The organism is Nocardioides sp. cx-173 (genome assembly GCF_021117365.1).
Taxonomy (GTDB): Bacteria; Actinomycetota; Actinomycetes; order Propionibacteriales; family Nocardioidaceae; genus Nocardioides.
This window is the reverse complement of sequence record NZ_CP088262.1, coordinates 3,358,866-3,385,647: the sequence shown is the minus strand read 5'-3', so window position 1 is coordinate 3,385,647 and position 26,782 is coordinate 3,358,866. Positions and strand designations below refer to the sequence as shown.

At 69.4% G+C, this 26,782-nt stretch carries 32 protein-coding genes; 22 read left to right on the top strand and 10 right to left on the bottom strand.

What is annotated here, in order from left to right:
- The 9 genes from LQ940_RS16490 to LQ940_RS16450 all read left to right on the top strand — a co-directional run bounded on the left by LQ940_RS16490 (position 1) and on the right by LQ940_RS16450 (position 6,930).
- Positions 1–507 (top strand): hypothetical protein, encoded by a 507-nt coding sequence (locus LQ940_RS16490; RefSeq protein WP_231242882.1) that lies wholly within the window; start codon positions 1–3, stop codon positions 505–507.
- Positions 504–683 carry a hypothetical protein gene (locus tag LQ940_RS16485; protein WP_231242884.1) on the top strand — a complete coding sequence of 60 codons (180 nt, stop codon included), beginning with the start codon at positions 504–506 and terminating at the stop codon, positions 681–683. Before LQ940_RS16490 ends, LQ940_RS16485 begins: the two co-directional genes overlap by 4 nt.
- Positions 680–856, top strand: a complete 177-nt coding sequence (locus LQ940_RS16480; protein ID WP_231242886.1) for a hypothetical protein — start codon at positions 680–682, stop codon at positions 854–856. The genes LQ940_RS16485 and LQ940_RS16480 overlap by 4 nt, the downstream gene beginning before the upstream one ends.
- Positions 857–1,468 carry a hypothetical protein gene (locus tag LQ940_RS16475; RefSeq protein WP_231242888.1) on the top strand — a complete coding sequence of 204 codons (612 nt, stop codon included), beginning with the start codon at positions 857–859 and terminating at the stop codon, positions 1,466–1,468.
- Between the two features lie 329 nt (positions 1,469–1,797).
- Entirely contained in the window at positions 1,798–1,941 is a 144-nt protein-coding gene (locus LQ940_RS16470) for a hypothetical protein (protein ID WP_231242889.1), read from the top strand.
- A gap of 373 nt (positions 1,942–2,314) precedes the next feature.
- The gene (locus LQ940_RS16465) at positions 2,315–2,566 is read left to right on the top strand and encodes a hypothetical protein (protein WP_231242890.1); all 252 of its coding nucleotides are present in this window, start codon (positions 2,315–2,317) and stop codon (positions 2,564–2,566) included.
- Positions 2,567–5,287 (top strand): hypothetical protein, encoded by a 2,721-nt coding sequence (locus LQ940_RS16460; RefSeq protein ID WP_231242891.1) that lies wholly within the window; start codon positions 2,567–2,569, stop codon positions 5,285–5,287. It begins immediately after the preceding gene.
- The gene (locus LQ940_RS16455; RefSeq protein ID WP_231242892.1) at positions 5,284–6,210 is read left to right on the top strand and encodes a hypothetical protein; all 927 of its coding nucleotides are present in this window, start codon (positions 5,284–5,286) and stop codon (positions 6,208–6,210) included. Before LQ940_RS16460 ends, LQ940_RS16455 begins: the two co-directional genes overlap by 4 nt.
- Before the next feature lie 123 nt (positions 6,211–6,333).
- A complete protein-coding gene (locus LQ940_RS16450) occupies positions 6,334–6,930 on the top strand; it encodes a sce7726 family protein (RefSeq protein ID WP_442939772.1) in 597 nt (198 codons plus the stop codon).
- Here the strand turns inward: LQ940_RS16450 and LQ940_RS16445 are convergent.
- Entirely contained in the window at positions 6,902–7,984 is a 1,083-nt protein-coding gene (locus LQ940_RS16445; protein ID WP_231242894.1) for a beta family protein, read from the bottom strand. The two genes, LQ940_RS16450 and LQ940_RS16445, sit on opposite strands and share 29 nt — an antisense overlap.
- Before the next feature lie 188 nt (positions 7,985–8,172).
- Between LQ940_RS16445 and LQ940_RS16440 the strand changes: the two genes are divergently transcribed.
- Positions 8,173–8,976: a hypothetical protein gene (locus tag LQ940_RS16440; protein ID WP_231242896.1), complete on the top strand. Its 804-nt coding sequence runs from the start codon at positions 8,173–8,175 to the stop codon at positions 8,974–8,976.
- 386 nt (positions 8,977–9,362) lie between these two features.
- Here LQ940_RS16440 and LQ940_RS16435 read toward each other — a convergent pair whose 3' ends face one another.
- The 5 genes from LQ940_RS16435 to LQ940_RS16415 form a co-directional block, all read right to left on the bottom strand.
- Entirely contained in the window at positions 9,363–9,839 is a 477-nt protein-coding gene (locus tag LQ940_RS16435) for a hypothetical protein (protein WP_231242898.1), read from the bottom strand.
- 50 nt (positions 9,840–9,889) lie between these two features.
- Positions 9,890–10,762 (bottom strand): hypothetical protein, encoded by an 873-nt coding sequence (locus tag LQ940_RS16430; protein ID WP_231365035.1) that lies wholly within the window; start codon positions 10,760–10,762, stop codon positions 9,890–9,892.
- Positions 10,763–10,856: 94 nt separating this feature from the next.
- A complete protein-coding gene (locus LQ940_RS16425) occupies positions 10,857–11,339 on the bottom strand; it encodes a hypothetical protein (protein WP_231242902.1) in 483 nt (160 codons plus the stop codon).
- Positions 11,336–11,707, bottom strand: coding sequence for a hypothetical protein (locus tag LQ940_RS16420; protein WP_231242904.1), 372 nt, complete (start codon positions 11,705–11,707; stop codon positions 11,336–11,338). The genes LQ940_RS16425 and LQ940_RS16420 overlap by 4 nt, the downstream gene beginning before the upstream one ends.
- Positions 11,704–12,666 (bottom strand): helix-turn-helix domain-containing protein, encoded by a 963-nt coding sequence (locus tag LQ940_RS16415; protein ID WP_231242906.1) that lies wholly within the window; start codon positions 12,664–12,666, stop codon positions 11,704–11,706. Before LQ940_RS16415 ends, LQ940_RS16420 begins: the two co-directional genes overlap by 4 nt.
- A 202-nt stretch (positions 12,667–12,868) precedes the next feature.
- On the opposite strand from LQ940_RS16415, the gene LQ940_RS16410 reads away from it, so the two are divergent.
- From LQ940_RS16410 to LQ940_RS16380, 7 genes are read left to right on the top strand one after another with little or no spacing between them, the layout of a single operon-like run.
- Entirely contained in the window at positions 12,869–13,369 is a 501-nt protein-coding gene (locus tag LQ940_RS16410; RefSeq protein WP_231243177.1) for an ATPase, T2SS/T4P/T4SS family, read from the top strand.
- Positions 13,369–14,223: a type II secretion system F family protein gene (locus LQ940_RS16405; protein WP_231242908.1), complete on the top strand. Its 855-nt coding sequence runs from the start codon at positions 13,369–13,371 to the stop codon at positions 14,221–14,223. The genes LQ940_RS16410 and LQ940_RS16405 overlap by 1 nt, the downstream gene beginning before the upstream one ends.
- Positions 14,220–15,161: a type II secretion system F family protein gene (locus LQ940_RS16400; RefSeq protein ID WP_231242910.1), complete on the top strand. Its 942-nt coding sequence runs from the start codon at positions 14,220–14,222 to the stop codon at positions 15,159–15,161. The genes LQ940_RS16405 and LQ940_RS16400 overlap by 4 nt, the downstream gene beginning before the upstream one ends.
- An 18-nt stretch (positions 15,162–15,179) precedes the next feature.
- On the top strand, positions 15,180–15,374 hold the full coding sequence (locus tag LQ940_RS16395; RefSeq protein WP_231242912.1) for a hypothetical protein: 195 nt from the start codon (positions 15,180–15,182) through the stop codon (positions 15,372–15,374).
- Positions 15,374–15,766, top strand: coding sequence for a TadE/TadG family type IV pilus assembly protein (locus LQ940_RS16390; protein WP_231242914.1), 393 nt, complete (start codon positions 15,374–15,376; stop codon positions 15,764–15,766). Before LQ940_RS16395 ends, LQ940_RS16390 begins: the two co-directional genes overlap by 1 nt.
- Entirely contained in the window at positions 15,763–16,209 is a 447-nt protein-coding gene (locus LQ940_RS16385; RefSeq protein ID WP_231242915.1) for a hypothetical protein, read from the top strand. Before LQ940_RS16390 ends, LQ940_RS16385 begins: the two co-directional genes overlap by 4 nt.
- A complete protein-coding gene (locus LQ940_RS16380; RefSeq protein ID WP_231242916.1) occupies positions 16,206–16,646 on the top strand; it encodes a pilus assembly protein TadG-related protein in 441 nt (146 codons plus the stop codon). The genes LQ940_RS16385 and LQ940_RS16380 overlap by 4 nt, the downstream gene beginning before the upstream one ends.
- 7 nt (positions 16,647–16,653) lie before the next feature.
- Here the strand turns inward: LQ940_RS16380 and LQ940_RS16375 are convergent, their stop codons facing one another.
- From LQ940_RS16375 to LQ940_RS16365, 3 genes are all read right to left on the bottom strand, one after another.
- A complete protein-coding gene (locus tag LQ940_RS16375) occupies positions 16,654–17,664 on the bottom strand; it encodes a hypothetical protein (protein WP_231242917.1) in 1,011 nt (336 codons plus the stop codon).
- A 115-nt stretch (positions 17,665–17,779) separates the two neighbouring features.
- Complete coding sequence (locus LQ940_RS16370; protein ID WP_231242918.1) at positions 17,780–18,184, bottom strand: hypothetical protein; 405 nt, start codon at positions 18,182–18,184, stop codon at positions 17,780–17,782.
- A gap of 136 nt (positions 18,185–18,320) precedes the next feature.
- Positions 18,321–19,763: an MFS transporter gene (locus LQ940_RS16365; protein WP_231242919.1), complete on the bottom strand. Its 1,443-nt coding sequence runs from the start codon at positions 19,761–19,763 to the stop codon at positions 18,321–18,323.
- Positions 19,764–19,840: 77 nt separating this feature from the next.
- On the opposite strand from LQ940_RS16365, the gene LQ940_RS16360 reads away from it, so the two are divergent.
- From LQ940_RS16360 to LQ940_RS16340, 5 genes are all read left to right on the top strand, one after another.
- Entirely contained in the window at positions 19,841–20,359 is a 519-nt protein-coding gene (locus tag LQ940_RS16360) for a MarR family winged helix-turn-helix transcriptional regulator (RefSeq protein WP_231242920.1), read from the top strand.
- A gap of 80 nt (positions 20,360–20,439) precedes the next feature.
- A complete protein-coding gene (locus LQ940_RS16355) occupies positions 20,440–21,522 on the top strand; it encodes an ABC transporter ATP-binding protein (RefSeq protein ID WP_231242921.1) in 1,083 nt (360 codons plus the stop codon).
- Positions 21,519–23,225, top strand: coding sequence for an ABC transporter permease (locus tag LQ940_RS16350; RefSeq protein ID WP_231242923.1), 1,707 nt, complete (start codon positions 21,519–21,521; stop codon positions 23,223–23,225). Before LQ940_RS16355 ends, LQ940_RS16350 begins: the two co-directional genes overlap by 4 nt.
- Positions 23,226–23,270: 45 nt before the next feature.
- Complete coding sequence (locus LQ940_RS16345) at positions 23,271–24,380, top strand: ABC transporter substrate-binding protein (protein ID WP_231242925.1); 1,110 nt, start codon at positions 23,271–23,273, stop codon at positions 24,378–24,380.
- A 5-nt stretch (positions 24,381–24,385) separates the two neighbouring features.
- On the top strand, positions 24,386–26,056 hold the full coding sequence (locus LQ940_RS16340) for an FAD-dependent oxidoreductase (protein ID WP_231242927.1): 1,671 nt from the start codon (positions 24,386–24,388) through the stop codon (positions 26,054–26,056).
- A 5-nt stretch (positions 26,057–26,061) separates the two neighbouring features.
- On the opposite strand, the gene LQ940_RS16335 is transcribed toward LQ940_RS16340, so the two are convergent.
- Complete coding sequence (locus tag LQ940_RS16335; protein ID WP_231242929.1) at positions 26,062–26,742, bottom strand: GntR family transcriptional regulator; 681 nt, start codon at positions 26,740–26,742, stop codon at positions 26,062–26,064.
- Positions 26,743–26,782 lie beyond the last annotated feature (40 nt).

Here is a 26,782-nt window from a genome sequence, read left to right as displayed (position 1 = left end):
ATGGGTCAGATGTTCATGAGCCTCGAGCTCGCCGGCGCCTACTCCGCAGGATGGAACGGCGCCCTCCTAGGAGTCGACACATACGGCCCCAACCCGTATGTCACCGACCTCTCGGCAAGCTATCCCGGTGTGTTTGGGGCCGCCACGGAGCGCCAGGCCGCCCCGACTTTGTTTGCAGGCGGCGATCTGCCTCCGTTCACAGCTAGCGGTCTCAGCCCCGAGATGCTGAAGGAGTTGCCGTTCACGATGCGGCACGCGGCGGCATCTGAACGCGACACGGCGAAGCTGCTGGACTGGATCGAGCGCGCCGTGGCCGAGCACGAGCGGGTGAAGTACGCGGTGCTCGATCACCCCGGACTTGCGGCCTATCGGGATCGCGTCAACGCGTGGGTCAACGGACTGAACCCGGACGAGCTGCGGCGCTCCCAGCCTGGCGAGGCCGTCTACCCGCAGTCCTTCCAGTCACCCCGCATGCGTGCCGCAGCACTCGCTGGGGGCCACGCATGACCGAGACGAAGACCTACCGGTGCGCGAGCCCCACGATCCAGCTCACCGCGCCGCGTGACATCGGAGGCGCCAACGTGACGGTCTTTCGCCGCGGCGAGGTCCTGCCGTGGTGGATCACCTCCGAGAACGCGCAGCGGTTGCTCTCGGAGGGGCTGATCGTGGAGGTCGGCGCATGATCCTGCAGCGAGGCGCCGTCCACTACGAGGTGGACAAGGACTGCGCACTCAAGGACCCGAGCGGACGTGCCTGGATCTTCACGCAGGGCGAAACCCTGCCGGACTGGGTGGACCCACAGGAAGCCGCCGCGCTCCTTGAGCGCGGCGTAGTCACGAAGTTTGGAGTGATCTGAGTGCCTATCGACCCCTATGCGCCCAACCCGTTCGCTGACCGCGCGAAGCTGATCGACCCGGTGCGATTCGAGCAGGTATCCGCCGTCAAGGAGCCGCCCAAGATGTTCGCCGGGGGAACCTCTGACACGCCCGCCTTCACCGCCTCGGGCATTGACCCTGAGTTGCTACTGAGGCTGCCGGCTGGGGTACGCCATGCCGCTGCGGCAGAGCCTGACATCCGTGTCGTGCACCGGTGGTTCGAGGAGTTCGCCGGGATCTCGGAGGCGGTAGTGGATCACCAAGGTTGGCGCGACGCTCAGGCACGCGTGGAGGACTGGCTCAACAACACCGACCTCGACACCCGCACGCCCGAGCAGCGCGCCGCCGATGACGAGGCGGAGTACCAGTCCTACTACAACCCCGAGAACGACCGCGTTGCCCACGCCAACGAGCAGCGCCGACGCGCTGAGGCGGGGGAGCAGCCCCTCGAGGACTTCAACACCATCCAGGGGCGCAAGTCCTGGCAGGCCAACATGCCTACCGAGGTCACTCAGGCACGTGCTCGTCCGCCGGGCTACTCCGACGAAGACCTGGCACTCCTGGCCCAGCTCCTGCGCGGTGGTGCGTCGTGAGGGCGCCGACCCTATCCCGTTCGCCCTCCCTCCCGGGGGCGCCGAGGAGGACCGCGGGGGAGGGCATTCCTTGTTCGGTCGACCAATCAGCCCCAACGGGGCCCTGACAGATGCCGCCCAAGAAGAACCCCGCGAAGCCCTACAGCCGCGCCCACCGCGGCAACGTCGGGTCTCGTCAGGCGCTCATCGACCTCCCTGCCTCAGGCTGCGCGCTCCCCACTCCGGCCCCGCCGCGGGGTCGCGAGTGGAGTGACCAGGAACTTGAGCGTTGGGCTGAGCTGTGGGGGAGCCCCCAGGCGTCCCAGTGGGATGAGACCGCACGCGGAACGGTGGCCGCCCTGGTCATCTACGAGACGGCGATCTTCACCGACTCGGCATCGGCGTGGCAGGCCCAAGAGGCCCGCTACGCCGCAGAGTCGCTTGGGCTGACCCCCCGCGCGATGACCTCTCTAGGATGGCGGATCGCCGAATGAGCGCCCGGCGACAGGCCAGGGCGCGCCGCTCCGTGGAGGAGCGGACCGCTGGCAATATTCCTCGAGCGTTGCTGGTCGGACGCTGTGTCGAGATCTGGGCGGATCGCGCCGCTGAAAGCCCGCTTTCGTCTGCCATGCGGCGGTTTTCCACGGCCCGCGACTCTTGGGGCGCGGAGGCCGACCTTGACCCGGCGGACCTGCGAGCTGCGGTGCCCCACGGTGCCCCCTGGAGCGTTGCCTTTCTCATCAGCGAAGGCAGGTCCGCCGTGGTGGATGAACGGCTTGCTCGCGCGGGCTGCACGACCGCTGACATCCCAGCACTGCAAGCCGAACCGACGGCACTACTACCGACACCCATGAAGGGGCGGCGTCCATGACCCCCGCACAGCAGCTCTACAACTTGCCTGAGCCGATCCAGGTGCAGCTCCTCGCGATCGTGCGGGAGGCGCTCGGGATGTCTGCCGGCGAGAAGGGCCACGCCGCCGCGATGTTCGCGACCGTGGCCCAGCACTTCGCGATCAAGGGCTCGGATGAGCAGATCCCTGGCGCGCTGATGGTCAGCGCTCTCGCAGTGTTGCTCAAGGCCGCCAACCAGGAGGCCACCGAGTCGGCGGAGGTGATCTGAGTGGCGACTCGCCGCGAACGCGTCCTACTCGAGCTTGAGGACCACTTCACATCGAAGATGGCGCGCGCCGCTGCTGCGGCGGCCTTGCTCGACAAGAACCTCAACAGCCTTTCCAGGTCTGCGGTTCAGAGCGACCGCGAGATGGCGCGGACCGACAAGACGATCCGCGGTGTCGGCGACTCCTCCGAGCGCAGCGGCAGGCAGATCGACCGCCTCTCTGGCCGGCTCGCCTACCTGGCTCAAGCGGCCTCCATCCTTGGTCCGGCGCTGGTTCCGCTCGGCGCTCCGTTGATCGGTGTGATGGCTGGGCTGACGGCTCACCTCGGTGCCGTAGCGGGTGGTGTGGGCGTCACGGTGCTGGCTTTCAGTGGGATGTCTGACGCCCTGAAGGCTGTGAACGCCTACCAGCTCGAGCCGACCTCGGACAACCTGCAAGCGATGCGGGTGGAGCTGGAGAAGCTTGGTCCTGCCGGTGCGGAGTTCCTGACCTACATCGACTCCCTGGGGGCCGAACTCTCCACGCTCCAGACGGCCGCCCGTGAGGGGCTCCTGCCGGGCGCCCAGGAGGGCATCGAGAGCCTGATGACGATGCTCCCGCAGGTGCGCGGCATCATCTCCGAGATCGCCGCGGCGGCCGGGGGACTGGCCTCGGATGCCGGCGCGGATCTCGCGGGTAGCGACTGGGAAGCGTTCTTCACCTATCTCGACGACGAAGCCGGGCCGCTGCTCACCGAGTTCGGCCAGACCATGGGCAACTTCGCCAACGGCTTCGCCAACCTGCTCGTCGGTCTCGGCCCACTGACCTCCGACTTCTCGAATGGCCTGCTCGGGGTGTCCGAGGCCTTCGCGGAATGGTCCGCGGGACTCTCCAGCAACGACGGTTTCCAGAAACTCCTCGACTACGTCCAGCAGTCGGGTCCCGGCGCCGTAGATCTCTTGGGGCAGATCGCAGTCACGTTCGCGGAGATCCTTGCCGCCGCCGCCCCAGTCGGGGACGTCATCCTGCCGATCCTGACGCAGATGCTGGACCTGATCGGCAACCTCGCCGCCAGCCCACTGGGCACCCTGTTCTTCACCGCCGCCGCCGGCCTGAGCGTCTACAGCCGCGCCGCCGCACTGGCAACTGGCGCGACGACCCGACTGGCTGCGGCGCAGAAGTCGGCTGTCGGCGCGGGAGGCCGGTTCAACGCCGGCCTTGCCACCCTGCGAGCGAATGCGCCCCAGGTGGCAGCCGGGCTTGGCATGGTCGCCCTGGCCTCGACGGACCTGGACGACAAAGTCGGGCTCTCGAACACGTCGATGATGACGATGGCCGGGATCATGTCCGGCACTGGCCTCTGGGGTGCAGCGGCGGGCGCCGCGGTCGGCGTGACCATGGACCTCGTTTCCGCGAACGACGAACTCTCGGTAGCCATCGAGCGGGCGAACGATGCCGCGCGAAACGGCACGCAAGCTGAGCAGAAGGACGCCTACGCGCAGCTCGAGGCGCAGGTCAAGGACACCAACGCCGCAGTCGACACCTTGTTCAGTGGCCGCGACAAGGCCGGCGAGAACGTGTTCCAGCAGATCGGCGGCGACATCAAGAGCACCATTAAGGGCGTCAACGCCGTTCTGACGAACGCGGGCGCCGAGGGCTCCTTTGCGCTCGACAGCCTGTCTGACTCCATGCGCCAGGGTGGCGGCCTAGCCGACAATCTTGCTCAAAGCCTGGGCATGACGGCGCAGCAGTTCCGAGTCGCAGCAGGCGACGCGGAGGCGTTCACCGGGGCGCTCGCACGGATGGCTGGCTGGCTCGACAAGCGAGCGGCGTTCCGTGAGTACAACGCAGAGTTGCGCGAGTTCGGCCAGGTGCTCAAGAACGGCTTCCAGCCCGGCAATGCGAAGGCGCTGGACGAGGTCGCGGCCAGCATCCTCAAGGTCTCCTCCCAGATCAAGGACGTCGAGAAGCGTCGGGACTTCATGGCCGGTGCCCGCGACAGCCTGTTGAAGTTCGCCGAGACCGGCCCCAGGGCTCAAGAGGCTGTGGGCCGCGTTATCGACGAGTTTGTGCGCCTGGGCCTCATGGACCCCGTGGTCAAGGTCGACGCCGACACCAAGGGCGCTGACGGCAAACTCGACCGCACCAAGGGCAAGGCTGACGCTCTCGGCAAGAAGCGCGCCACGCCCAAGGTCGACGCAGAGGTGGCCTCGGCGCTGCGCGACCTCGACAAGATGATGTCTAACCTCGAGGACGTCGACCGCGCGAACCCGCGCCCCAAGATCCGAGTCGAGAACGCCGCAGCCAAGGCCGTCATCGCTGACACCAGGCGGATGCTCCTGGACCTCAACGGCGACACCGCCACGACCTACATCCGCACCATCCGCACCGAGGGCAACCGCGGCGGTGGCCCCGCGCCCCTGCGCACCGGCAGCGCAATGGGCGACATCTTCAACGCCCACCAGCCGCAGATCGCCCCGGCGCACACCCGCGTCTGGGCGGAGCCGGAGACTGGCGGCGAGGCGTACATCCCGCTGCGCAACGACCACCGTCGTCCGCGCGCCAAGAGCATCCTCGAGACCACGGCGTCGATGTTCAACGGCCGGGTTGAGTGGTTCGAGAGGGGCGGCTACGCGGGCCTCGGTCAAGACCCGCTCATGCTCGCCGCGGGGTCCTCGAGCAACAACCACGTCGTGTCCACTGAGATGCCGTCCCTCATCGAGCATCTGTGCGGTGTGGCATGACGTTCCTTGGAGTTGCGTGCAAAGGCGACCAGGCCGAGATCGTTTGCGACACCGCCAGCTACCTTCCGAACGCACGACGGTTCGCTCGAACATCGAAGGTCATCACGGTCCCGCACCTCTCGGCGGCAGTCACGGCCAGCGGTGACGGTGAGTTCACGGTGGTCGCCAAGATGCTCGCCGTGGCGCGTTCCAGCGAGGAGGGGATGACCTTCGACGTCTGGGCCGACGAGATGGCCGATGAGATGCGGGGTGTCTGGAAGACGCTCGGGGAGCAGCGGAGCGCCGCCGGCCGGGCCGAGATCGCGATGATCTGCCACCTGATCGTGGTGGGCTTCTCCGAACGCGCAGGCGAGTTCGTCGCCTACCTCCACTCCTCAGGGCGCGACTTCACGCCGACCCCCATCACGGGCGTGCATCTGCAACCAATGCCGGTGTCCTACCGGGCAGACGAGGAGACCGCCGACTTCCTGACTCAGCAGGCACCGAACTTTCCTCAGGTTGACGCGGACATGATCAAGGAGGCTCGACAGGCCTGGTTGGCCCAACCGCTCGCTCCCGTCCCGAACAGTGTCGGCGAGTGGGTCGTGCTGGCCGAGCTGGCACGAGAAGAAAGGTCCCTCAAGGGGCCGTTCGGCCGGGTCTACGTTGCCGGCGACCTGCTCCATACCCGCCTCGGTGTCGGGTGGACATCTACCCAGAAGGTCTGGAGCTTCGACGACGAGGGCGACGAGCTGGCGAGGATGGTCGCGGGTTCCGAACATCCAGCGTCCCAACTCGGGCCCTGTCAGTGCGGCAGCGGCAAGACCTTCCTCGATTGCCACCTCGCCGAGCACTTGGACACGCCCTGCCGCTGCGAGTCCGGGAGACCCTTCCGGGACTGCTGCATGGTCAGCCCGACCGAGCAGGCGATGGTGAAGGCGTGAGGGAGTCAACGGCGCCGCTGGTGGCCGTGCCATCCTTGTGCGTCCGTGGTCTGGGGCCGCGTGAGAATCGCGATTGTCCCACGGCGTCTAACGACTCACCCGCGGAGACTCGCGGGGAGCGCCATGTCTCCTGTGCCTAGACTGCCGAACATGCGCGACGCCCACGTTCGAGAAGCCCTCCGCGGCCGGCTTGAGGCGGAACATGCGGCCGATCGCGCAAGTACGTTGCTGGTGGACGAGCTCGGGCTCTGCGGCCAAGTGCGGGTGGATGTGGCCGTGGTCAATGGGGCACTTTCGGGGTACGAGCTGAAGTCAGCGCAAGACACTCTCAAACGCCTGCCTGCGCAAGTAGAGGTCTACTCTCGTGTGCTGGATCACGCCACGCTAGTAGTGGCGCAGAACCACGTGGGACACGCCCAACCGTTACTCCCGGCGTGGTGGGGGTTGATCGAAGCTCGGTGGGACGGCGAACAGGTGGACCTTGTCGACAGGCTCGAACCCCAACCGAACCCGGGCATCGATGCGCACTCCCTTGTACAGCTTCTGTGGCGAGATGAGGCGCTCGACGAGTTGGCCGTCCGAGGACTGGATGTAGGCGTGCGCGGTAAGCCTCGGACGGCCATCTGGTCACGGCTTGCCGACGAGGTGCCCCTACACGAACTACGAACCGCAGTTCGAATGAAGCTGAGGGCTAGGGCAAGCTGGCGATCTGCTCGGTGACGAACTGCAGATGATGCTGCGTGCCGTATCGCCGCCAGGCTTCGGGGTTCGATCCACCCGTGCCGGCCGCGACCGAGACGAGCCATTCGTCGAAATCGCAATGGTCCGACCCGAGGAAATCGGCGTGTCCCGCAATCAAGGCGGCGGCGGGCGGCACGGCGGCAGCTCCGAGGCTCTTGCCGCCGTTTCCCTTCCACAGGCCCCCCTTGCCCACGAGCCAATCTTGAGTGGCCGTGTAGCGCAAAGTGGCACTGATGTTCATGAATCGCGGGTTGACGTCTGCGCCAGGGCTAGTGCTTGCGACTGCGTAGTCACCGAACGTTGGTAGACGTGGCAAGGGATTCACGAGAGAGCGCAGGGACAGATAAGTAGCCCATTCGCTGCGAGGCAGTACGTGTAGCCCAGAGCCTTGCGGCATGGTCTCGGGAATCGCGGTGCCAGTCACGACAAGCGACCGCCAATCATCCAGGTACGGGAGCGTGCGTATCTCACTGGCGGCAGCAATCCGTGCTGTCGCGCCGACATCTTCCTCAAGGTCGAGGATCAGATGCGCGTCTTCGGGTGCACACCCTAGGTCGTCCAACAGGTCATCAATCGCGCTCGTCCCGGTTGCGGAAGGCCACTCAGGAATTGTGAGTCGAAGGCAAACGCCAGCATCTGAGCGAGCCGCCGCGGCTCCGGCCGCCGCCCGATAGGCCGGCGTGCTGGAATGGCTCACTACGGGGCTTACGGTCATTCCAAGTGCGGCGCACTCCTCGGATAACCAGTCCAGAGGATGCTGACCACTAGGCATAGGTGCGTCGTCGAAGTAGCTCAAGTCCGCAAATACGTCCCCGATCCCCCAGCAAGCAACCAGGTCTTTCGGGAGGCTCGCCATGTGCTCAGACAAGGTCTTCTTTGGGGCTTCAGTGTCAAAGTCGAACTCAATCGGGGCAACGACGAACAGGGGCCTGATCGCAGAGCGCACGGCTGCGGGAAGGCTGGCAAGCGCTGTGCGTTCGCCGCGCCGCGTCCACAAAGTCGGAACGTAGACATCTGGGCCAAAGTTGTCCATGAGCATTTCCCTTCAATCGGGTTTGAGGCTCTCACAGTTCGTCGACATCCGCTCGCGACCTGAGAATAGGGCCGGCGGAGCCCTCAAAGAGTCAGCAAGTTCGGAAAGGCTCTTGGCGGGTCGCGCCCCGACCGGACCGACTGCCCGCATAGTGTCGTCTGGTTGGGTGGTGACCTGTGCCTGTTCCGTTGGACTTCGTCGCGCCGCATCAATTGGGTGCCGGCTCTATCCAGGCATGCCTACAGCCCGGCGATCCCGAGTCCGACGTGGCTTTCGTGAACCTTCGGGCTCTTGACTGGACCGAACCCGCCGGTCTAGTGGCGATTGCCACCTTCGTCGAGAGCCAGTGGCAGATCGGCCGAACCCCGCAGTTAATCGGGCCGGCCGATACTAGGCGAGGCCGCTATCTGAGCCGGATGCACTTGGGGACGCTGATCGAAGACTTTGACGGCATCCATGACCTGCCGTCAATCAACGAGTGGAGTCGTGAGGGATACCTGCTGGAACTGCAGCGGTTCGACGGCAAGGATGCCCCACCGGCGCTGGCAACGCTTGTGGAGGAGCGACTGCGAGGGACAAGGTCTGCGGAGGCAATTCACAAGGGGATCTGTGAGATCGGGGCTAACGTCCCAGACCATTCGGGGCGTGAACACGGCTACATTGCTGCGATTACCACCCACGGCGGCACTCGCGTGTCGTTCGCCATTGGAGACGCCGGGGTGGGGCTCGTCGAGCCTCTTGCCGGGCGCGGGTATGAGAGGGCCGGCGACGTGATGAGGGACCTATTCGAGGCGGGTGGACTTTCCCGGATCGACGAGGCGGGCCGTGGCCGTGGTGTGTACAGAACCAAGGAGGTCGTCACCCGCGAGGGGGGCACGATCCATATGGCCAGCGGCCGGGATGCTGTGCGCGTCAACCAGTTCGGGTTGTATCCAGCGTCCAGCCGCATCCCGATGCCAGGAACGATCCTGCAGGGCGCCATGCCGTGCTGACGTCGGAATGTCGACGGAATTTCATGCGTTGGCCTACTGTGTCACACAGCGTGTTGCCACTATGCTTGACGCAACGACGAAGGAAATGGTAGGCGGTGAGCCTCTTGGAAACGAAGCTTGAGTTGAAGTTGCCCCGCTTGATCGGTGGCCGCTCCAGCGTGCGTCAGCTCGTGTCCGAGCTTGGTCCGACACGAGGGCTCGTGATCGTGCTGAACGCCCGAGACCTGCGTTCCGCCAGCCCGTCCTCTGCCGACGAGTTCGTTCGAGCCCTCCTCCGGGAGGGCGGTGCCGCTCGTCTTGAGGTGACCGGCTCGGGGCCGGATTTCGTCGTGGACCTAGAGGAGTCAGCGCGGGCTCACGGACTTGGCGACCGGCTCAAGACGCCCTCACTCAAGTAGAAGCCGGTCGAGCTGGCTGAGCGCAACTCCCGCTTTGTAGTGGACGGTCCTCCATGCGACGTCCTCAGCGTTGATGCTGACCGACTGATCATCCAGCCAGTACTGCTGTGCGATCGTCCTCCAGGTCGCCACCGAGTGACGTAGCTCAGGATGCTCGATGCGATGAACGAGCAGGTCAACCCTGCCGTTGGCTAAGTCCACGGCCTTCGTGAGCTTATTGCTGGGCCGGGGAAGATCATTGCCGTAGTTGCGCAGGGCGGTGCGTAGATCGAGCACACCCTCTTGCAGGTCGTTGAGTGCTGTTCGCTGAGCTTCTGCGCGCCTCGCAACTTTGTCTCCACGCAGGCGGAAGCCCCCAGCGATTAGAGCGCCGAACAGCACTCCGGCCAGGCCGACCACTGGGGTCACCCAGGGCGGCGTGGCAGTCACCGTAGGCGGCGCAAAGCTCAGTAGGTGGGTGAGCACGCCGCCGAGTCTCTCATCCGCAGGGTGGAGTTGGGATCGTATCTTCGTTGCTACTTCGGGGTCGGAAAGTTCTCGTTCGTCAGGCCACCCTTAGGCATCTGCAGTTTCGTCCTGGTTGACCCGTCTCTGTGCGCGTTCCACGCCCGGATCGTGAGCGCGAGGCCCTCGGTCTCGTTGATCCGGCCCCCGCTGACGCGCAGCCTGGTCACCCGGCTGCGTAGGACAGCGATCGGGTCCGTGGCCGCTAGCCCGTCGCCATCCGCGACCCGCAGGAAGAACCACGTCGCCGCGTCCGGGTCGATCTGTGCGAACAGGTAGTGGCACAGCCCGATGACGCTGGCCGGCAGCCTCTCTCGGGACGCTAGGCGTGCTGCGAGGTCGGCTGAGGCGCGGATCTCTGGGTGGCGCGCGAGGAAGTCGTCCATCTCGAGCGGTGTCGGCCGGATGGCTCCGGTGTTGGTGCGCATCCCGCGCTCCCACATCACCGCACGTCGGGCGACCGCGGCCAGGGTGGAGGTGTTCTCCTCACCCGAGAGCTTGAGCGCGTCGGAGTAGGACCGTTTGGCGCCCGCATCCACGGTCGGCATCACGTCGTCCGCCAGACCGCGGATCACGACCATGGGCACGGTCATGCCGGACTGCACGATGGCGTTGAGGCGGTGCTGACCGTCGTAGAGCTGGCCGGTGGTGGAGAACTTCACGGTCTCGCCGTTGAGGCGCCAGCGTCCGGCTTCCATGTCGCGGGCGTACCCGTCGACCACGGCCTTGCGTAGGTTGCGGTTGTTCGGGTTGCGGCTCAGCCAGGTCTCGGCTAGGGCGGGGGAGACGTCGAGGATCTCGACGGTGGGCGGGTCTGTTACGGGATCTTCACGTGTGGACATGTGGGCAGCGCTCTCTAGGTGGGGGATACGGACGGGCAGCACGTCGCGTCGGGTCCTGCGGCGCGACGTTGCGTGTGTGCCCGCCATCGCGGCGGGCGGCTCGGTGGGTCTCGTCCGGGCGGGGGATAGAGGGGGGTCATCGCTGGTCGTCCGCCAGCTCGATGACGTACCTCAGTGCGGTCATGAGGTCGCGGGCGTCCTCGATGCTCAGCCGAAGGCGCTCCTCGCAGCGATGACGTCCCTCGACGTAGTGATGCAGCGCGACCTGTACCTGCGGCTCACCATCGCCGAGCTGCTGGAGGTCGGCGGAGAGCCGAGCGGTGTTGACCACCCACCCGTCGCCTACCTTCTCGCGGTCCCCGACGTAGTGGCTCGCGACCGTATCGACTGCAATGCCCAGCGAGTGCTCGGGAGTCATGGGGTGATCGCTCTCGATGTCGTGCCCGCCGGGGCGGTCGGCATGACAGCACCATGTCGGGCACGGGCGGGCGTGCGGGTGGTCGTGCTTGCCGTCGCGGTACCAGGTGGGACGGACGCCGAGCTTGAGCCGCAGCTGGGTCTCTTCGGGCTCTTCGTAGCCGTTGCTGGGGTCGTCGTGGTCGTAGGTCGGCGCGCTCATGACTGAGCCTCCAAGATGTCGGCGGCAGCGATCAGGGCCCTGCCGAGGCGGCGCGCATCCACTGCAGGAAGTTGCACGCTGCTCATGAAGCCGGGATACACGTCGCCGTCGACTACGACTTCGTCGTGCCACTGACTGAGGTCGGGGCCCTCGGGGTGGTCGGGATTGTCATGGCGGTAGCCCTGGACACGGACAACGATCGGGTCCGGTCCGTCAGCGTGTACGCCGGTCCAGGTGTCCACGATCGCTGAGTTGTGCCATACACCGCGGTCAGCGACATGCGTCCCGTCGTCACGATCGATCAGGTGGTCGCCGCCGCACCACGGCGGGCAGGTGATGGCGATGGGGACCTCGGCCGTCGTGCTCATTCCTGCGCGTCTCTGTCAGAGTTGGCTGCGGCCACTTGGTCCTGGACGTGTTGCACCAGTCGGCGCCGCTCGAGTGTGAGGAAGCGGGAGAGATCGCTCATGAGATCGTCAGTGGCTTGGGCCCAGCCGGAGTCGCTCGGCTTCAGGACGGTGCCGTCCTGCTTCGGGTTCCACTGGACGTCGCCGAAGTCGTTCATGGCGATGCTGCGCCAGGCGTAGTCCAGAAGTTCGATCTGCGCCCGCACCGGGATGTTGGGATCGACCTCGATGCGCCACTGTGACTTGGATTCGTCGTACTCGTAGAGGCAGGCGTACTCCTGAGCGCGCTGCTTCTTCCCGCGGGGCCGCAGATGGATGTCCACGCCGAAGCTGGTCACCCTCTGGATCAGCTCGTCCAGCTCCTTGCGGCCTAGGTCGCTTGCGGTTGGTGCGGCGTCCCACTTCTCTGCGCAGTCGCGGTCCTCGTCTGCCCGCAGGATCGCGTGGACGGTCTGCGCGTCGCAGCTCGAGCAGTGCAGGGTGCGGATGAAGCGCCCGTGGGGACCCGGCGAGGAGTTCTCCGGGGTCGGGTAGAGGCCCCGAGTTGTGCAGGTGCGCAGAGCCCCGCACTCGCAGCACAGGGCGCGCGTTCGTCCCTCCGCGAGATCCGCGAGTCGCTGGGTTTGGGCAGCCTCCTGCTCCTGGCGCCAGGCCAGGACACTGTCAGGGGCGCGGTCGAAAGCGGCGTAGCGGTCTCGTTGCTCCTTGAAGATCGAGCCGCCCATCAGGTCGGCCGATCCCGTCCCCAACACCTTCGCGAGGGCCTCGACCGCTTCCCGCTTGAGCCAGTTGTCTCCCTTCAGCCCGCCCGTCAGGTGCGTGTACGTCACGCCCGCCGCGGCCGCAGCGCCCGACTGCGTGAGACCTGCCTCCTTGATCGCCGCGCGCAGATTCGCGCGCAGCTCCTCTTGCCCGTTCATGCGTACCCACCGGTTGCTCGGCATCAGCGGCCTCGCAGTGATGGGGTGGGGGTCTGAGATGATGTGGTCATGGTTCTTCGTCCTCCTCGGGGACGTTGGGCTTAGGCCTCGATCGGAGTTGCAGCTCCGGCCGGGGCCTCTTGCTCTTGTCGGTGGTGTCGCCAGGTTTGTGCTGCGCTTCCCGCACCCCGACTGGGTGCCCATGCAGACGCGCCAGTCGGGGCTCGAGGGCACCGGTGAGATCCGGCTGCGCGATCTGGTGAAGGAGGCCCTGCGGATGCGCCCGAGCCGGATCATCGTCGGCGAGGTCCGCGCCGAGGAGTGCCTGGACCTGCTGCTGGCTCTCAACGCGGGCTTGCCGGGCATGTGCACGCTGCACGCCAACAGCGCGAGGGAGGCGCTGGTCAAGATGTGCACGCTGCCGCTGCTGGCGGGCGAGAACATCTCGGCGCGCTTCGTCGTGCCGACCGTCGCGGCCTCGGTCGACCTCGTCGTCCACCTCGGGATCGACGAGCAGGGGATACGCCGGGTCAACGAGGTGGTCGGCGTGCCCGGCCGGGTCGAGAACGACATCATCGAGACCGAGACGGTCTTCGAGCGCCGCGGCGGGGAGCTGCTTCGGGGCAACGGGATGCCGCCGCGACTGGAGCTCTTCGAGCGGGCCGGTCTCGACGTCCACCGGATCCTGGCCCAGGACCGCTGATGGGCGCGCTGGTCGGGCTCGGCGTCGGCATCGGGCTGATGCTGGTCTGGTCGGCGTTCTTCCTCCCGCGCCAGCCGCGCCGGTCCTCGCGTGGCGACGGTCGGGGGGTCGAGCTGCTCGCGCGCGCCGGCCTCGGCGAGGTGTCACCGACGGCGTTCGCCCTGCTGTGCCTGGTCTTCGGCGTACTGGCGGCGTTCGTGATGCAGGTGGTGTCACGTACGCCGCCGGTGTCGGTCGCGTTCGGCCTGATGGGCGGCTACCTGCCCGTCGCCGTGGTCGCGGGCCGCGCCCGGCGCCGACAGCGGGAGTTCGCCGAGGTCTGGCCGGAGGCGGTGGACAACCTGGCCTCCGCCGTACGCGCCGGGATGTCGCTGCCGGACGCGTTGGCGGGGCTGGCGGTGCGCGGGCCGGAGCCGCTGCGCGACGCCTTCAACGCGTTCGCCTTGGACTACCAGGTGACCGGCCGCTTCGGGGAGAGCCTGGACCGGCTCAAGGTGCGGCTGGCCGACCCGGTCGGCGACCGCGTGGTCGAAGGGCTGCGCGTCGCCCGCGAGGTGGGGGGCGGTGAGCTCGGCCGGCTGCTGCGCAACCTGTCGGGCTACCTGCGCGACGACGCGCGGACTCGCTCGGAGCTCGAGTCGCGGCAGGCCTGGACGGTCAACGGCGCCCGGCTCGCGGTCGCGGCGCCGTGGCTGGTGCTGCTGTTCATGTCGTTCCAGTCCGAGGTGATCCGGCGCTATGCCTCGCCCACGGGTGCGTTCGTGCTCGGGGTGGGCGCGGTGCTGTGCGTGGTCGCCTACCGGCTGATGATGCGCATCGGCCGGCTGCCCACGGAGAGGCGGATCCTGTCGTGACGCTGTTGCTGTGGGGTGCGCTCCTGGGCGCGTTGGCCGGGGCCGGGCTGGTGCTCGCCGGCTCGCGGCTGCGGGTGATCGGGCGGCCACAGCTGGCCACGCGGGTGCTGCCGTACGTCCGGGACCTCCCTCAGGTCGGGCGCACTCCGGCGCTGCGGGTGGCGTCCGGCTCGCCGACCACCGCGGCGGCGGGGGTATTCGGCCCGGTGCTGCGCTCGCTGGCCGACTCCGTCGAGCGGGTCCTCGGCGGCGCGGCGTCCGTGCGGCGGCGCCTGGAGCGGGCGGCGATCGACAAGACGGTGCACGAGTTCCGGATCGAGCAGGTGCTCTGGGGGCTCGCCGGCCTAGCAATCGTGGCGGCGTACGGACTGCTGCGCACGCTCACCGATCCCGGCGGCGCGGTGGCGCTCGGCGTCCTGTGCCTGGTCGGGTTCGTGGTCGGCGTCCTGGCGCGCGACCACCACCTGAGCGGCCAGGCCAAGAGCCGCGAGCGCCGGATCCTGGCGGAGTTCCCCACGGTCGCGGAGCTGCTCGCGCTCGCGGTGGCGGCGGGGGAGAGCCCGGTCGCGGCGCTCGACCGGGTCGTACGGCGCAGCGGCGGCGAGCTGTCCCGCGACCTGGCCAAGGTGCTGGCCGCCGTGCGCACCGGCGAGCCGGTGTCGACGGCGTTCGACCAGATGGCTGCCTCCAGCGGGCTGTCGCTGGTCTCGCGGTTCGCGCAGGGCATCGCGGTCGCCGTCGAGCGCGGCACGCCGCTCGCAGAGGTGCTGCACGCGCAGGCCGCCGACGTACGAGAAGCGGGGCGCCGCGAGCTGATCGAGGTCGCGGCTCGCCGCGAGATCTTCATGATGGTGCCGGTCGTCTTCGTGGTGCTGCCGGTCACCGTCCTCTTCGCCTTCTGGCCCGGCGTCGTGGGCCTCAACCTGACCACTCCCTGAATCTCGGAAAGGCTCGTCATGGAGAAGCTCACAGTGATGTTGATCGGGCTGTACGTCGCCCTGGTGGCGCCGCGGTCACGCGATGAACGCGGCGACGTGCCCGGCTGGGTGCTGGTGACGGTGATGTCGGCCGGCATCGTGATGGCGATCTGGGGCGTCGCGCAGGGTGCGCTCACCCAGATGTTGCGCGATGCCCTCAACTCGGTGAAGTAGTGCTGGCCCGGCTCCGCGAGCGCTCCCAGCGCGGCGCGGCCGTCGTGGACTTCGTGCTGGTGCTGCTGGTGCTGGTGCCGCTGTTCCTCGGCATCCTGCAGGTGGCGCTGGTGCTGCTGGTGCGCAACTCCCTCGCCGCCGCCGCGTCCGAGGGCGCCCGTCTCGCGGCGACCGCCGACCGCGGCCCGGGCGAGGGGGCGGCGCTGACGCGCGAGCAGGTCGAGGCGGCGATCGCTGGGCGCTACGCCGAGGACGTCACGGTGCGCCGGGTCATGGTCGACGGCGCAGCCACCATCGAGGTGACCATCCACGCGCGGGTCCCGGCGCTGGGCATCGGCGGCCCGTCGGTGGCGCTGGACGTCAGCGGCCACGCGGTCGAGGAGGCGCCGTGAGCTCGCGCCGTACGCGGGGAGAGGAGGGCAGCGCCGTCGTCGAGCTGGCCTGGCTCGGCGTCCTGCTGCTGGTGCCGATGCTGTGGATCGTGCTGTCGGTCTTCGAGGTGCAGAAGGGCGCCTTCGGGACCAGCGCTGCGGCCCGCGCCGCCGGGCGCGCCTACGCGCTGGCGCCCGACGACGCCGAGGGCAGGCGGCGCGCCGAGGCCGCCGCCCGTCAGGCACTCGCCGACCAGGGCCTGAGCGGCGCGCCGCTCACGGTCACCGTCACCTGCGAGTCCGCCGGGACGAGCTGCCACAGCGGGGGAGCGGTGATCACGGTGCACGTCTCCTCGCGCGTCGACCTGCCACTGATGCCCGACGTGCTCGGTGGGGACGCGCCAAGCTTCGCGCTGGACGCCACGCACACGGTGCCGGTCGGTCAGTACCAGGAGGTCGAGTGAGCCGCCGGGCCCGCGACGAGCGCGGGTCCTCGATGGTGCTCATCATCGGCTTCGCCGCGGTGCTCGCGCTGGCGGTGGCCGTCGTGGTCGACGCGTCGGCGGCGTACCTGCAGCGCCAGGGCCTCGACACCCTCGCCGACGGCGCCGCGCTGCACGGCGCCGACCAGGGCGCCACCGGCCGCGACGTCTACGAGGGCGGTGTCCCCGACCGCCGGCTCGAGCTCACCGAGGCCCAGGCCCGCGCTGCCGTGCGGTCCTACCTGCGCGACGTCGGCGCCCACCGCACGTACCCCGGCCTGACCTACGACGTCGACGTCGACGACACCCGCATCACCGTCGAGCTGCACGCCCCGGTCGACCTGCCCCTCAGCGTCCCCGGCTCGCCCGACCGGCCTGTCGTCGGGGCTGCCGGGTCGGCGGTCGTCGAGCCGGAGTGAGTGCGGGTTACACAGACAGCTGCGCCGGGTCGTGCCACGTGGGCACTCCCTGCCGGTCGAGGGCGCAGAGGTGTCCTCGCTCGTCGAACTGCGACGCCCCGTGGTCTGGCAGACGCGCGAGCTCATGCCCGGCGCCGTCGAACAGCCGGACCTCGCGGCCGGCGGTCAGGGACACGGCGAAGGCGTCGGACAGCCAACTGGTCGTGACCGTCGCCTCGTCGGCCAGGGCGAGCGCCGCCACCTCATGGCCGGTGTGATCGAGTACGGCGAGGTCGGTGGCGGGGCCGGTTGGTGTGCTGAGGTTCCGGGTCAGGACGACACCGGTCCGGGTGAGCGAGCATGCGGAGTACTCGATCCGGGTCCGGATCGAGAAGGTGTGGCCCTGGTGGACCAGGGTCGCGCCACTGACCAGCGTCTCGCCGTCTGCGCTGACGCCGGCAGCGACCCGGCCCGGCGCTCGTAGGGCGAGCTGCCATCCAGTGGTCCGGCGCCGGAAGACGAAGGTGGTCGCGTCGTCATCGCGGGTCCTCGTGCGCACGGTCAGGACCCTGCGATCGGTCGACCTGGGAAACAGCACACCGCCCGAGCCGGCGTCGGGGATCCGATGAGCCGGGGAGTGGCGCGACGACAGCTCCCACCACGTGTCCGCCGACCCAGCGTGCGAGACCAGCCGGACCGCGCCCTCGGCGTCGGCGGCGAAGATCGAGTTCAGCCCGCCGGTCTCGTACAGCCACGCGCCGGGCGCACCGGTCTCGCCGATCGCGTACGGGCTCGGCGCAGGACCGCCTGGCAGGCCGCCACTGGCGATGAGGCTGGGGGCCGTCGCACCACAGACGAGCTGCGCGTAGCTCTCCAGGTCGCCCAGAGGCTTCCGCCACGCCACGTCCGTACGGCCGCCGGAGCGCCGGTAGCCGAGGAGCTCCTCTCCGGCGAGGACGATCGCGCCGTGCGAGTCGGCGTCCACCAGAAGCGCGCTCGGCTCGGAGGAGGGGCTCTCGACGCCTTCGGAGTCCAACACGACCGACCGTCCCGGGCGCCAGGTGGCAGCCCTGCTAACAGAACTCTGGGTCACCCGCTCGGTGCGGTCAATGAGAGTCGGGCACGCAGGGGTACGGCGGACACGGGTGGCGCCGTCAGAAGTTCCGGGCCCATACGTAGACCGGCTCGCCCCCCGCCCCTTGGCGGGCGGTGAGCATCACGAAGGTGATGGGGCGGTTCTGCGCCGTCGAGATCGACTGGCTCGAGAAGCGGAAGCTCCTGCCGCTGCACACCGAGCCGTAGCTCACCTCGGAGCCGATCTGGTTCTGGTTGGCGTCGTAGATCCGAGCGGTCAGCTGCGTGCAGTAGGCGTCCCCCGGGGTGTCGTTGACGGTCGTGGAGAACGAGACCGCGTAGAGGCTGGTCCGGTTCGCGTGCGAGTCCTCGAGGGTCGGCGCCGCCGCGTGGGCGACTCCGGTGGTGCCGGTGGTGCCGAGGACGGCGGTGCCGGCCAGGGTCAGGGCGGCGAGCGCCCCGCGGATGCGGCGGGTGGTGGTCATGGCTTACCTCCGTGTGAGTCCCCTCCTCGTGCGGGAGGGCGTGGCAGCACCACACCCCGGACCCGCAAAGACCGCGCAAAGGAGCCCCACCTCCTCCCGGGCGCCGCCGGAGACGCGGGCCGGACGGGGCTACCGGCTACCGCGTGCCGCCCGGGTGGGTCTCCCTGCGGGCCGCGAGGACGCACACCACGGCCGCCACCAGGAGCAGGGCGACGTTGGTGATGAGCGCGGCCGCGAAGGAGTCCTCGGGGGTGGCGCCCCCGGCGAGCTGGTGGCTGAAGACCACGCCGAGGATGGCCGGGCCCAGCGCGCCGCCGTACTGGCGCAGCACGGTGTTGGTGGCGGCGGCCATGCCGGCCTTCCGGATCGGGACGGAGTTGATCGCCGCGGTGGTGACCGCGGTCATCATCGTGGTGTTGCCCAGGCCGAAGATCGCGAGCCGCCAGCCGAGGTCCCACACGCCGGTGTCGGCGGTGATGGAGGTGAGCGAGTACAGGCCGGTCGCGCCGATGACCAGGCCGAGGGTCAGGACGTGCATCGACTTGAACCGCTGCATGAGCTTGGCCGCCAGCGGCCCGACCGCGACGCCGAGGCCGGTGGCGAAGAGGAGCCGCAGGGCGATCTCGAGGGCGTCGAGGTGCTGCACGAAGCCGAGGAACAGGCTGAGCAGGAACATGCCGCCGACGATGGAGAACATCGCGATGACGCCGGCGAAGCCCGCGGCCGAGAAGGAGGTCGAGCGGAAGATCTCCAGATCCATGAGGGGCGCCTCGCTGCGGCGCTCGATGACCAGGAACGCCGCGAGCGCGACGGCACCCACGATCAGTCCGAGAAGCGCCTGCCAGGAGGTCCAGCCCTGCTCTCCGCCCTCGATGATCCCGAAGATGGAGAAGGCGATCGCGACGGTGGCGGTGAGCTGGCCCGACCAGTCGAGGCGGCGGCCCTCCACGACCGGCGACTCGGGGAGCAGCCGCAGGGCGACCACGGCGGCGATGACGGCGAGCGCGGTCGAGGGGGCGTAGATCCAGTGCCATTCCCCGATCTCCAGCACGCTGCCGGAGAAGATCGGGCCGAGGGCGAGGCCGGCCATCAGGCCCATGGACCAGAAGCCGATGAACTTGCCGCGGGAGCGGAAGTCCGGCACCGCCTGGGCGATGAGGGCCAGCGTGGTCGGGATCAGCAGGCCCGCACCGAGCCCGGCGATGGCTTGGCCGACCCACAGCACGGTGAGCGCGCGGTCGTCGAGGATCGCGGAGCCGAGCCCGGCGGTGACCCCACCCAGGATGGTCAGCGCCATGCCGACCAGGTAGACCCGGCGCCGCCCGTGGATGTCGCCGAACACGCCGGCCGACAGCACTGCCGCCGCCATCGGGATCACGTACGCGTCGGAGACCCACTGCAGCCCGGACGTCGAGGCGCCGGTGTCGGTGCCGATGGTGGTGAGCGCGACGCTGACGGCCGTGATCGGCACGTAGGTCACGAAGATGCCCAGGATCGCCAGGGCGATCGTGGCCCTGGCGTGGTCCGGGTGTCCGGCGGGGGTGGCGCCACGCTGGGGGGAGGCGGTGGTGAACGACATCGGTGATCTGGCCCTTCGGATTTGGTTGAAGGCTAGAGTAGTCACACCGTTGAAAGAACTTCCAATGGAGGACCCACGTGGCTGCTCACCGAGATCGCGTCGACTCGATCCTCGACCATGTCCGCGGCCCGGACGTCGATGTCGCCACCAAGGAGGTGCACATCCGGCTGCGCCGCCTCGCCCACTACCTCGACACCGAGGCACGCCGTCGTCTCGCCCCGCAGGGCATGGAGTTCTGGGAGCTCTCCCTGCTCTCGAGCCTCGTACGCTCGCCCGAACCGCTCAGCGTGGGAGCCCTCCAGGACCTCGCCCAGGTGACTCCGGGCGCGATCACGCACCGCATCGCCAAGCTCGAGGAGGCCGGCGCGGTTCGCCGCAGCTTCGACGCCCGCGACCGGCGTCAGGTCAACGTCGAGATCACCGACGCGGGCCGCGCGCGCTTCGAGCTGCTGCTCGCCGCGGTCGGCCAGGTCGAGGAGGAGCTGTTCGCCGATGTCGATCCCGCGCTCATGCAGCGGTTGGCCGGGGACCTGCGGCTCTTCATGCTCGCCACCGAGGGGCCGGGCCCGGCGACGGGAGCGCGACGAACGCCTTGACATGAGATATACCAGATTCTATAGTATTCAAGGCGACTTAAGATGGTCGCTCGACGAAGACTGTAGAGGGGTGCACCTGCGTGGACGTGATCGTCGAGGACCTGACGCTGCACTACGGCGACAACGCCGCGGTACGTGACCTGACGCTCAAGGTGGGGGCGGGCGAGTCCCTCGTGCTCCTCGGGCCGTCGGGCTGCGGCAAGACCAGCACCATGCGGTGCGTCGCGGGGCTCGAGGAGCCCACTGCGGGACGGATCACGATCGGCGGCACGACGGTCTACGAGACGGGCCGGCGCCCGGTGCCCCCGCACAAGCGCAACATCGGGATGGTCTTCCAGTCCTACGCCGTGTGGCCGCACCGCACGGTCGGGCAGAACGTCGCCTTCCCGCTCACGATGCAGCGCAAGTCGCGTCCGGAGATCCGGGCGGCCGTCGCGGAGGTCCTCGAGCTCGTGGGACTGGCCGATCTGGTCGACCAGAACGCCAGCCAGCTCTCCGGTGGCCAGATGCAGCGTGTGGCGCTCGCGCGCAGCCTCGCGATGCGTCCCTCGCTGCTGCTGCTCGACGAGCCGCTCTCCAACCTCGACGCCCGGCTGCGCGACCGCCTGCGCCTCGAGCTCCGAGCGCTGCAGCAGCAGCTCGGCCTGACCTGCATCTACGTCACCCACGACCAGTCCGAGGCGATCGCGCTCGCGGACCGGATCGCCATCATGCGCCACGGACGGGTGGTCCAGCTCGGCTCGCCCGAGGAGATCTACGACCGTCCGGCCACCGCCGAAATCGCCGACTTCATCGGCGTCAGCAACATCTTGGACTGCCACCGCGTCGACGACGGCGCGGTCACGCTGCCGGGTACGACGGTCGCGCTGGCGGCCGAGCGGGTCCCCCCGGCCGGTGCCCTCAAGCTCTGCGTGCGCCCCGAGGACATCCAGCTGCGCACGGCCACGGACGCCGACTCCGCCGCCGACACGCTCCTCGCCCGTGTGGAGGTCGCGGTGTTCCAGGGCGACAGTGCCCGGTTCCGGGTCACGCTCGATGGGGGAGCGACCCTCGACGTCACCGCCCCCAAGGCCCAGCTCCGCACGCTCACCCGCGGCTCGACCGTGGCGGTCTCCGTGCCGCGCGAGTCGGTCCTGGTGCTCCCGGCCGAGGACCAGGAGTGACGGTCCACCCTTGGGAGGCGGTCCGCAGGGCCCGGCTCGGGCTGTCGGGGTCGCTGCTCGCGTTGCTCTCGGTGCTGATCGTCCTGCCGGTCGGGTTCGTGGTGCTCTCGGCGTTCACCGACCGCGTGCCGCGCCCCGGCAACATCAGCCTCGACGGCCTGAGCCTCGACAACTTCGAGACCGCCGTCGGCGGCACCGCCCGTCACGCAGCCTGGAACTCGCTGGTGATCGGCCTCGGCGCTGCGGTGATCGCCGTCGTCATCGGGTTCGTCCTGGCCTTCCTCGTCGCCCGCACCGACGTGCCCTTCCGGCGCGGCATGTACCTCGCCGGCCTGGTGCCGCTCTTCCTGCCGTCGTACGTCGGCGCGCTCGCCTGGGCGGTCCTGGCCAGCCCGGCCGCGGGGCTGATCAACGTGGGCCTGCGCGACCTCGGGGTCTCGATGGACGTGAGCATCTACAACATGCCCGGGCTGATCTTCGTGCTCGGCATCTACTACGCGCCGTACCCGTTCCTGCTCATCCACGGCTCGCTGAGCCTGATGAATCCCGACCTCGAGGACGCGGCGAGCATGCACGGCGCCTCCTTCCGCCGGATGCTCCGGACCGTCACGCTGCCGCTGACGCTGCCGGCCACGCTCGGCTCGGCGGTCCTCGTGTTCGTCCTCGCGCTGGAGAACTTCCCGGTGGCGGCGCTGATCGGCAACGCCGGGCGCGTGGACAGCCTCCCGGCGATGATCTACCGGCTCATGAACAGTCAGCCCTCGCGCGGCAACGAGGCCTCGGCGCTGGCGCTGCTGGTGGTGCTCGGCGTCCTCGCGCTGACCGCGGCGCAGAGGATCTACCTCTCCCGCAGCACCTACACGACAGTCTCCGGCAAGGGGATCCGTCCCCGCCGCGTGTCGCTCGGGCTGTGGCGCTACCCGGCGCTCGGCTTCGGACTCGTCTACCTGCTGGTCTCCGTGGTGCTGCCGCTGCTCGCGCTGCTGCTGGTGGCGGTGCGCTCCTCGCCCTACATGTCGTCGTTCGCGCAGCTCGGCGACGCCGGTGCGCTGACCGCGGAGGCGTTCCGCGAGGTCGCCGACTCCGAGGTGGTGCGGCAGGCCACGATCAACAGCGTGGTCGTCGGCGTCTCGGCCGCAGCGATCGGGCTGGTGCTCGCCTTCGCCGTCTCCTACGTCTCCTACCGGACCACCGCCACCGGCCGGCAGTTGCTCGAGTACGTCGGCATGATCCCGCTCGCGGTGCCCCACATCGTGCTCGGCTTGGGCCTGCTGTGGACCTGGCTGCTGGTGCCGATCCCGGTCTACGGCACGCTCGCCGTGCTGGTGATCGCCTTCGTGGCCGCCCAGATGCCGCAGGGTCTGCGCGGGGTCGGCTCCTCGATCCTCCAGGTGGACCGCGAGCTCGAGGACAGCGCCGTCATGCACGGCGCGACCCGGCTCGGAGCGATCCGCCGCGTCACGGTGCCGCTGATGCGCGACGGCCTGACGTCGACGTTCCTGCTCCTGCTCATGCTGTCGATGCGAGAGCTGACCGTGCCGCTCTTCCTCTTCACCACCGACACCCGCCTGGTCTCGATCGTGATCTTCGACGACTTCGAGAACGGCGCCTTCCAGCGTGCCGCCGCGCTGTGCCTCGTCTACTGCGGCGTCCTGTTCGTGCTCTCCACGCTCGCCCGGCGACTCGGCGCCAGGAACTTCTGACCCATCACCCACCTCTCACCCACCCTGCATCAGAGGAGAACGTCCATGCGTCGAAACAAGTGGTCCCTGGCCCTGGCGGCCGGAGTCGCCGCGAGCCTGCTCACGGCCTGCGGCGGTGACTCGGAGGCGGCCGACGTCGAGACCAACGAGGCCGGCGAGCTGGTCGTCGACGGCGAGGTCATCGCGGACAAGGAGCTCTACGCCGCGGCCAAGGATGAGGGCAGCTTCATGCTCTACACCGGTGGCGGCGAGGAGTCCGAGCGAGCCCTGCTGGACCAGTTCGAGAAGGACACCGGCATCGAGGGGGAGATGCTGCGCCTGGTGCCGAACAAGCTGACCGAGCGGATCCTCAGCGAGCAGGCCGTCGACAAGCTCGGCGCCGACGCGATCAGGATCTCCGATGCGCAGATGGTCAAGGCGGTCGCGGACTCCGGGGCCTTCGACACCCATGAGCTGCTCGACACCAGCTGCGCCCCGGCCGACGCCGTGCAGCAGGACGGTGCCTACGTCCGGGTCTGGGAGCGGGTCTACGCGATCGGCTACAACAACCAGCTCGTCGACGAGGGCGACGCTCCGGCCGCGTGGGAGGACCTGGTCGACCCGGCGTGGAAGGGCAAGGCCGGCATCGTCCAGGTCGGGGCCGGCGGCAGCACTGCCTCCCTGACCCGCTTCCAGATCTCGCAGTTCGGCGAGGAGCACCTGCGCAGCTTCGCCGCGCTGGAGCCGCGGATCTTCGACTCCGCCTCCACCGCCATCGACGCGGCGGCGCGCGGCGAGATCGAGGTGGCGCCGATGACCGTCGGCAATGCCGCCGGCGCGATCGCCGAAGGGGCGCCGATCACCCTGGTCTTCCCCGAGGAGGGGATGCCGTCCTACGAGTTCTTCATGGGCGTGGCCGCCGGAGCCGACCACGAAGCGGCGGCGCGGGTGTTCCTGAACTGGACGCTCTCGCAGCGCGGCCAGGAGGCGACCGCGCAGCAGGGCGACTACCCGGCCTGCGAGGGCGTCGAGGCGCCCTCGATCGGGGACATCGAGCTGCCCTCGCGCGAGGAGGCGAACCTGGTCCGCTACGAGCAGGCCGACGCGCTGAAGAACACCGCGCCGGACGCGGAGCTGTGGCAGGACATCTTCAGCTACACCGCTCCCGAGGAGTGAGCGGCGTGGACCACGACCTGACCTGCGACGTGCTCGTGGTCGGCGGCGGTCTGGCCGGGCTGACCGCCGCGCTCGCCGCCCGGGAGGCCGGGGCCGACGCGGTGCTCGCCTGTGCGGGCGTCCTCGGGACGGGCGGCGACTCGGCCATCGCGAGCGGCGGCTTCGCCGTCGCCGACGCGCGGACCGGCGACAGCGTCGCGGCGCATCGGGCTGACACGCTGCGCAGCGCTCACGGGCTGGCCTCGCCGGAGGTGGTGGACGCCGTCACCACGGACGCGCCGGACCTGCTCGGGCGCCTGCGCGGCCTCGGCGTCGAGGTCGCCGTGGGGGAGGACGGCGAGATCGCCTTCGCGCCGATCCCGGGCCACTCCTTCCCCCGCTCGGTGCGGTGTCGCGGCGGCGGCACGTCGGCGCTAATGACCCCGCTCGTCGCGGCCGTGCGGCGCTCGGGCGTCCGGGTCGCCGAGCACGCCTTCGTCACCGCGCTCCTGCGCGACACGACCGGCGTACGAGGTGCCCGGGTGGTGGACCAGCGCGCCGGCACGCGGAGCATCGCCCGGGCCGGGGCGGTCGTGCTCGCGGCGGGGGGGCTCGGCCAGGTCTTCGCCCATACGAGCAACAGCCCTGACGTCTTCGGCAGCGGCTATGCCCTGGCGCTTGAGGCCGGTTGCTCGCTGGTCGACCTGGAGTTCGTTCAGTTCACCCCCACCGCACTGGTCGCCCCGCAGTTTGCGGCCGGGATGAGCCCCGGTGGCGCCCTGATGGCCCAGCCGGGAGTGGTGCTGCGCAACGGCCTGGGCGAGCGGTTCATGCCGCGCTACGACCCCGTCAACGCCGAGAACACCACGCGCGACGTGCTGGCACGGGCCATCCACCAGGAGGTTCAGGAGGGGCGGGGGACCCCGCACGGCGGCGCCTTCCTCGACCTCTCGGGGACGACGCGCGACCACATCGCCGACATCTCGGGCCGCTTCCTGCGGGCCATGGACGACGGCGGGTGGGATCCCTTCGCCGCGAGTGTCGAGGTGGCCCCGGAGGCCCACTTCTGCATGGGTGGGGTGCCGGTGACCGCCGACGGGCTCACCGAGGTGCCGGGGCTGTACGCCGCGGGTGAGGTGGCGGTCGGGCTGCACGGCGCCAACCGGCTCAACAGCAACGCGCTCACGGAGGCCGGCGTGACCGGTCGCCGGGCCGGGCTCGCCGCAGCGGACCGAGCGCGCACCCGGCTGCCGCACGACGAGGCCGGCCTCCCCGCCGCCGTCGGGCTCACAGACGCCGCGGCGGACCCCCGGTGGGACGATCTGCGCGCGGAGCTGCGCGAGGTCGTTCAGATCCACGGCGGGGTCGTGCGCGACGACGCCGGGCTCCGGGAGGGGCTGCGCCGACTGGAGGAGGTCGAGCGACGGGTGGAGGGGCACGCCAGCTCCTGGCGCGACGACCTGCGCCGTACCGAGCTCGTCCAGATGTGCCTCGTGGGCCGGGTCCTGCTCACCGCGGCGCATCGCCGCACGGAGAGCCGCGGCTCGCACTTCCGCGCCGACCATCCCGCACCGGTCCCCGCCGCGATGCACCATCGCGTCCGCCTCGCGGGCGGCGAGCTGCTTGTCGAGGACGTCCCCGGTGGCAGCACCTCGGATCTGGTGCGCGCCTCCATCGGCGCCGGCGCCGTCGCGTGAGTGCGTCAGCCGGCGTCGCCCTCGGCCGCCACCCGCATGGCCGACTGCGCGGCGTCGGCCATGTGCCCGGCCATCGCCGACCGCGCCGCCTCGGCCTCGCCGGCGAGCACCAGCCCGACGATCTCCTCGTGCTGGCGCACCGAGGTGGTCAGGCGCCCCTCCTGGGCCATGTTGAGCTGGCGCAGAGTGCGAGCTCGCCCGCTGAACACCTGGTAGACGTCGCTGAGCACCGAGCTTCCGGCACACTCGAACAGCGCCACGTGGATCTGCTCGACGCTCGCTGCCGCCGCCGGTACGTCGTTCGCGTCGCCCGCGGCCCGCAAGGCGGCGAGCAGCCCCTCGAGCCGCGCCTTCTGGTCCGCTGTCGCCCGCCGGGCGGCCCAGTCGGCGGCGAGCGGCTCCACGGCCTCCTTGATGGCGTAGATCTCGGCCACCTCCTGAGCGGTGATCCTGCGGACGAAGACGCCCTTGCGGGGCTGGATGTCGACCAGGCCCTCGGTGCGCAGCTGGTGCAGCGCGTCGCGCACGGGGGTGCGGCTCACCCCCAACTGGTGGCCGAGCTCGTCGACGTTGAGCCGGTCGCCGGGGCCGAGGGCGCCGGAGCCGATGAGCTCGCGGAGCATCTCGCCGGCCACCTCGGTGGCCGACCGCACGCGAGTGGGAGCCGAGTCCGGGAAGTCCACCATGACGCTCATGCTTCGCCGCCGGAGAAGGGCTGTCAAATGA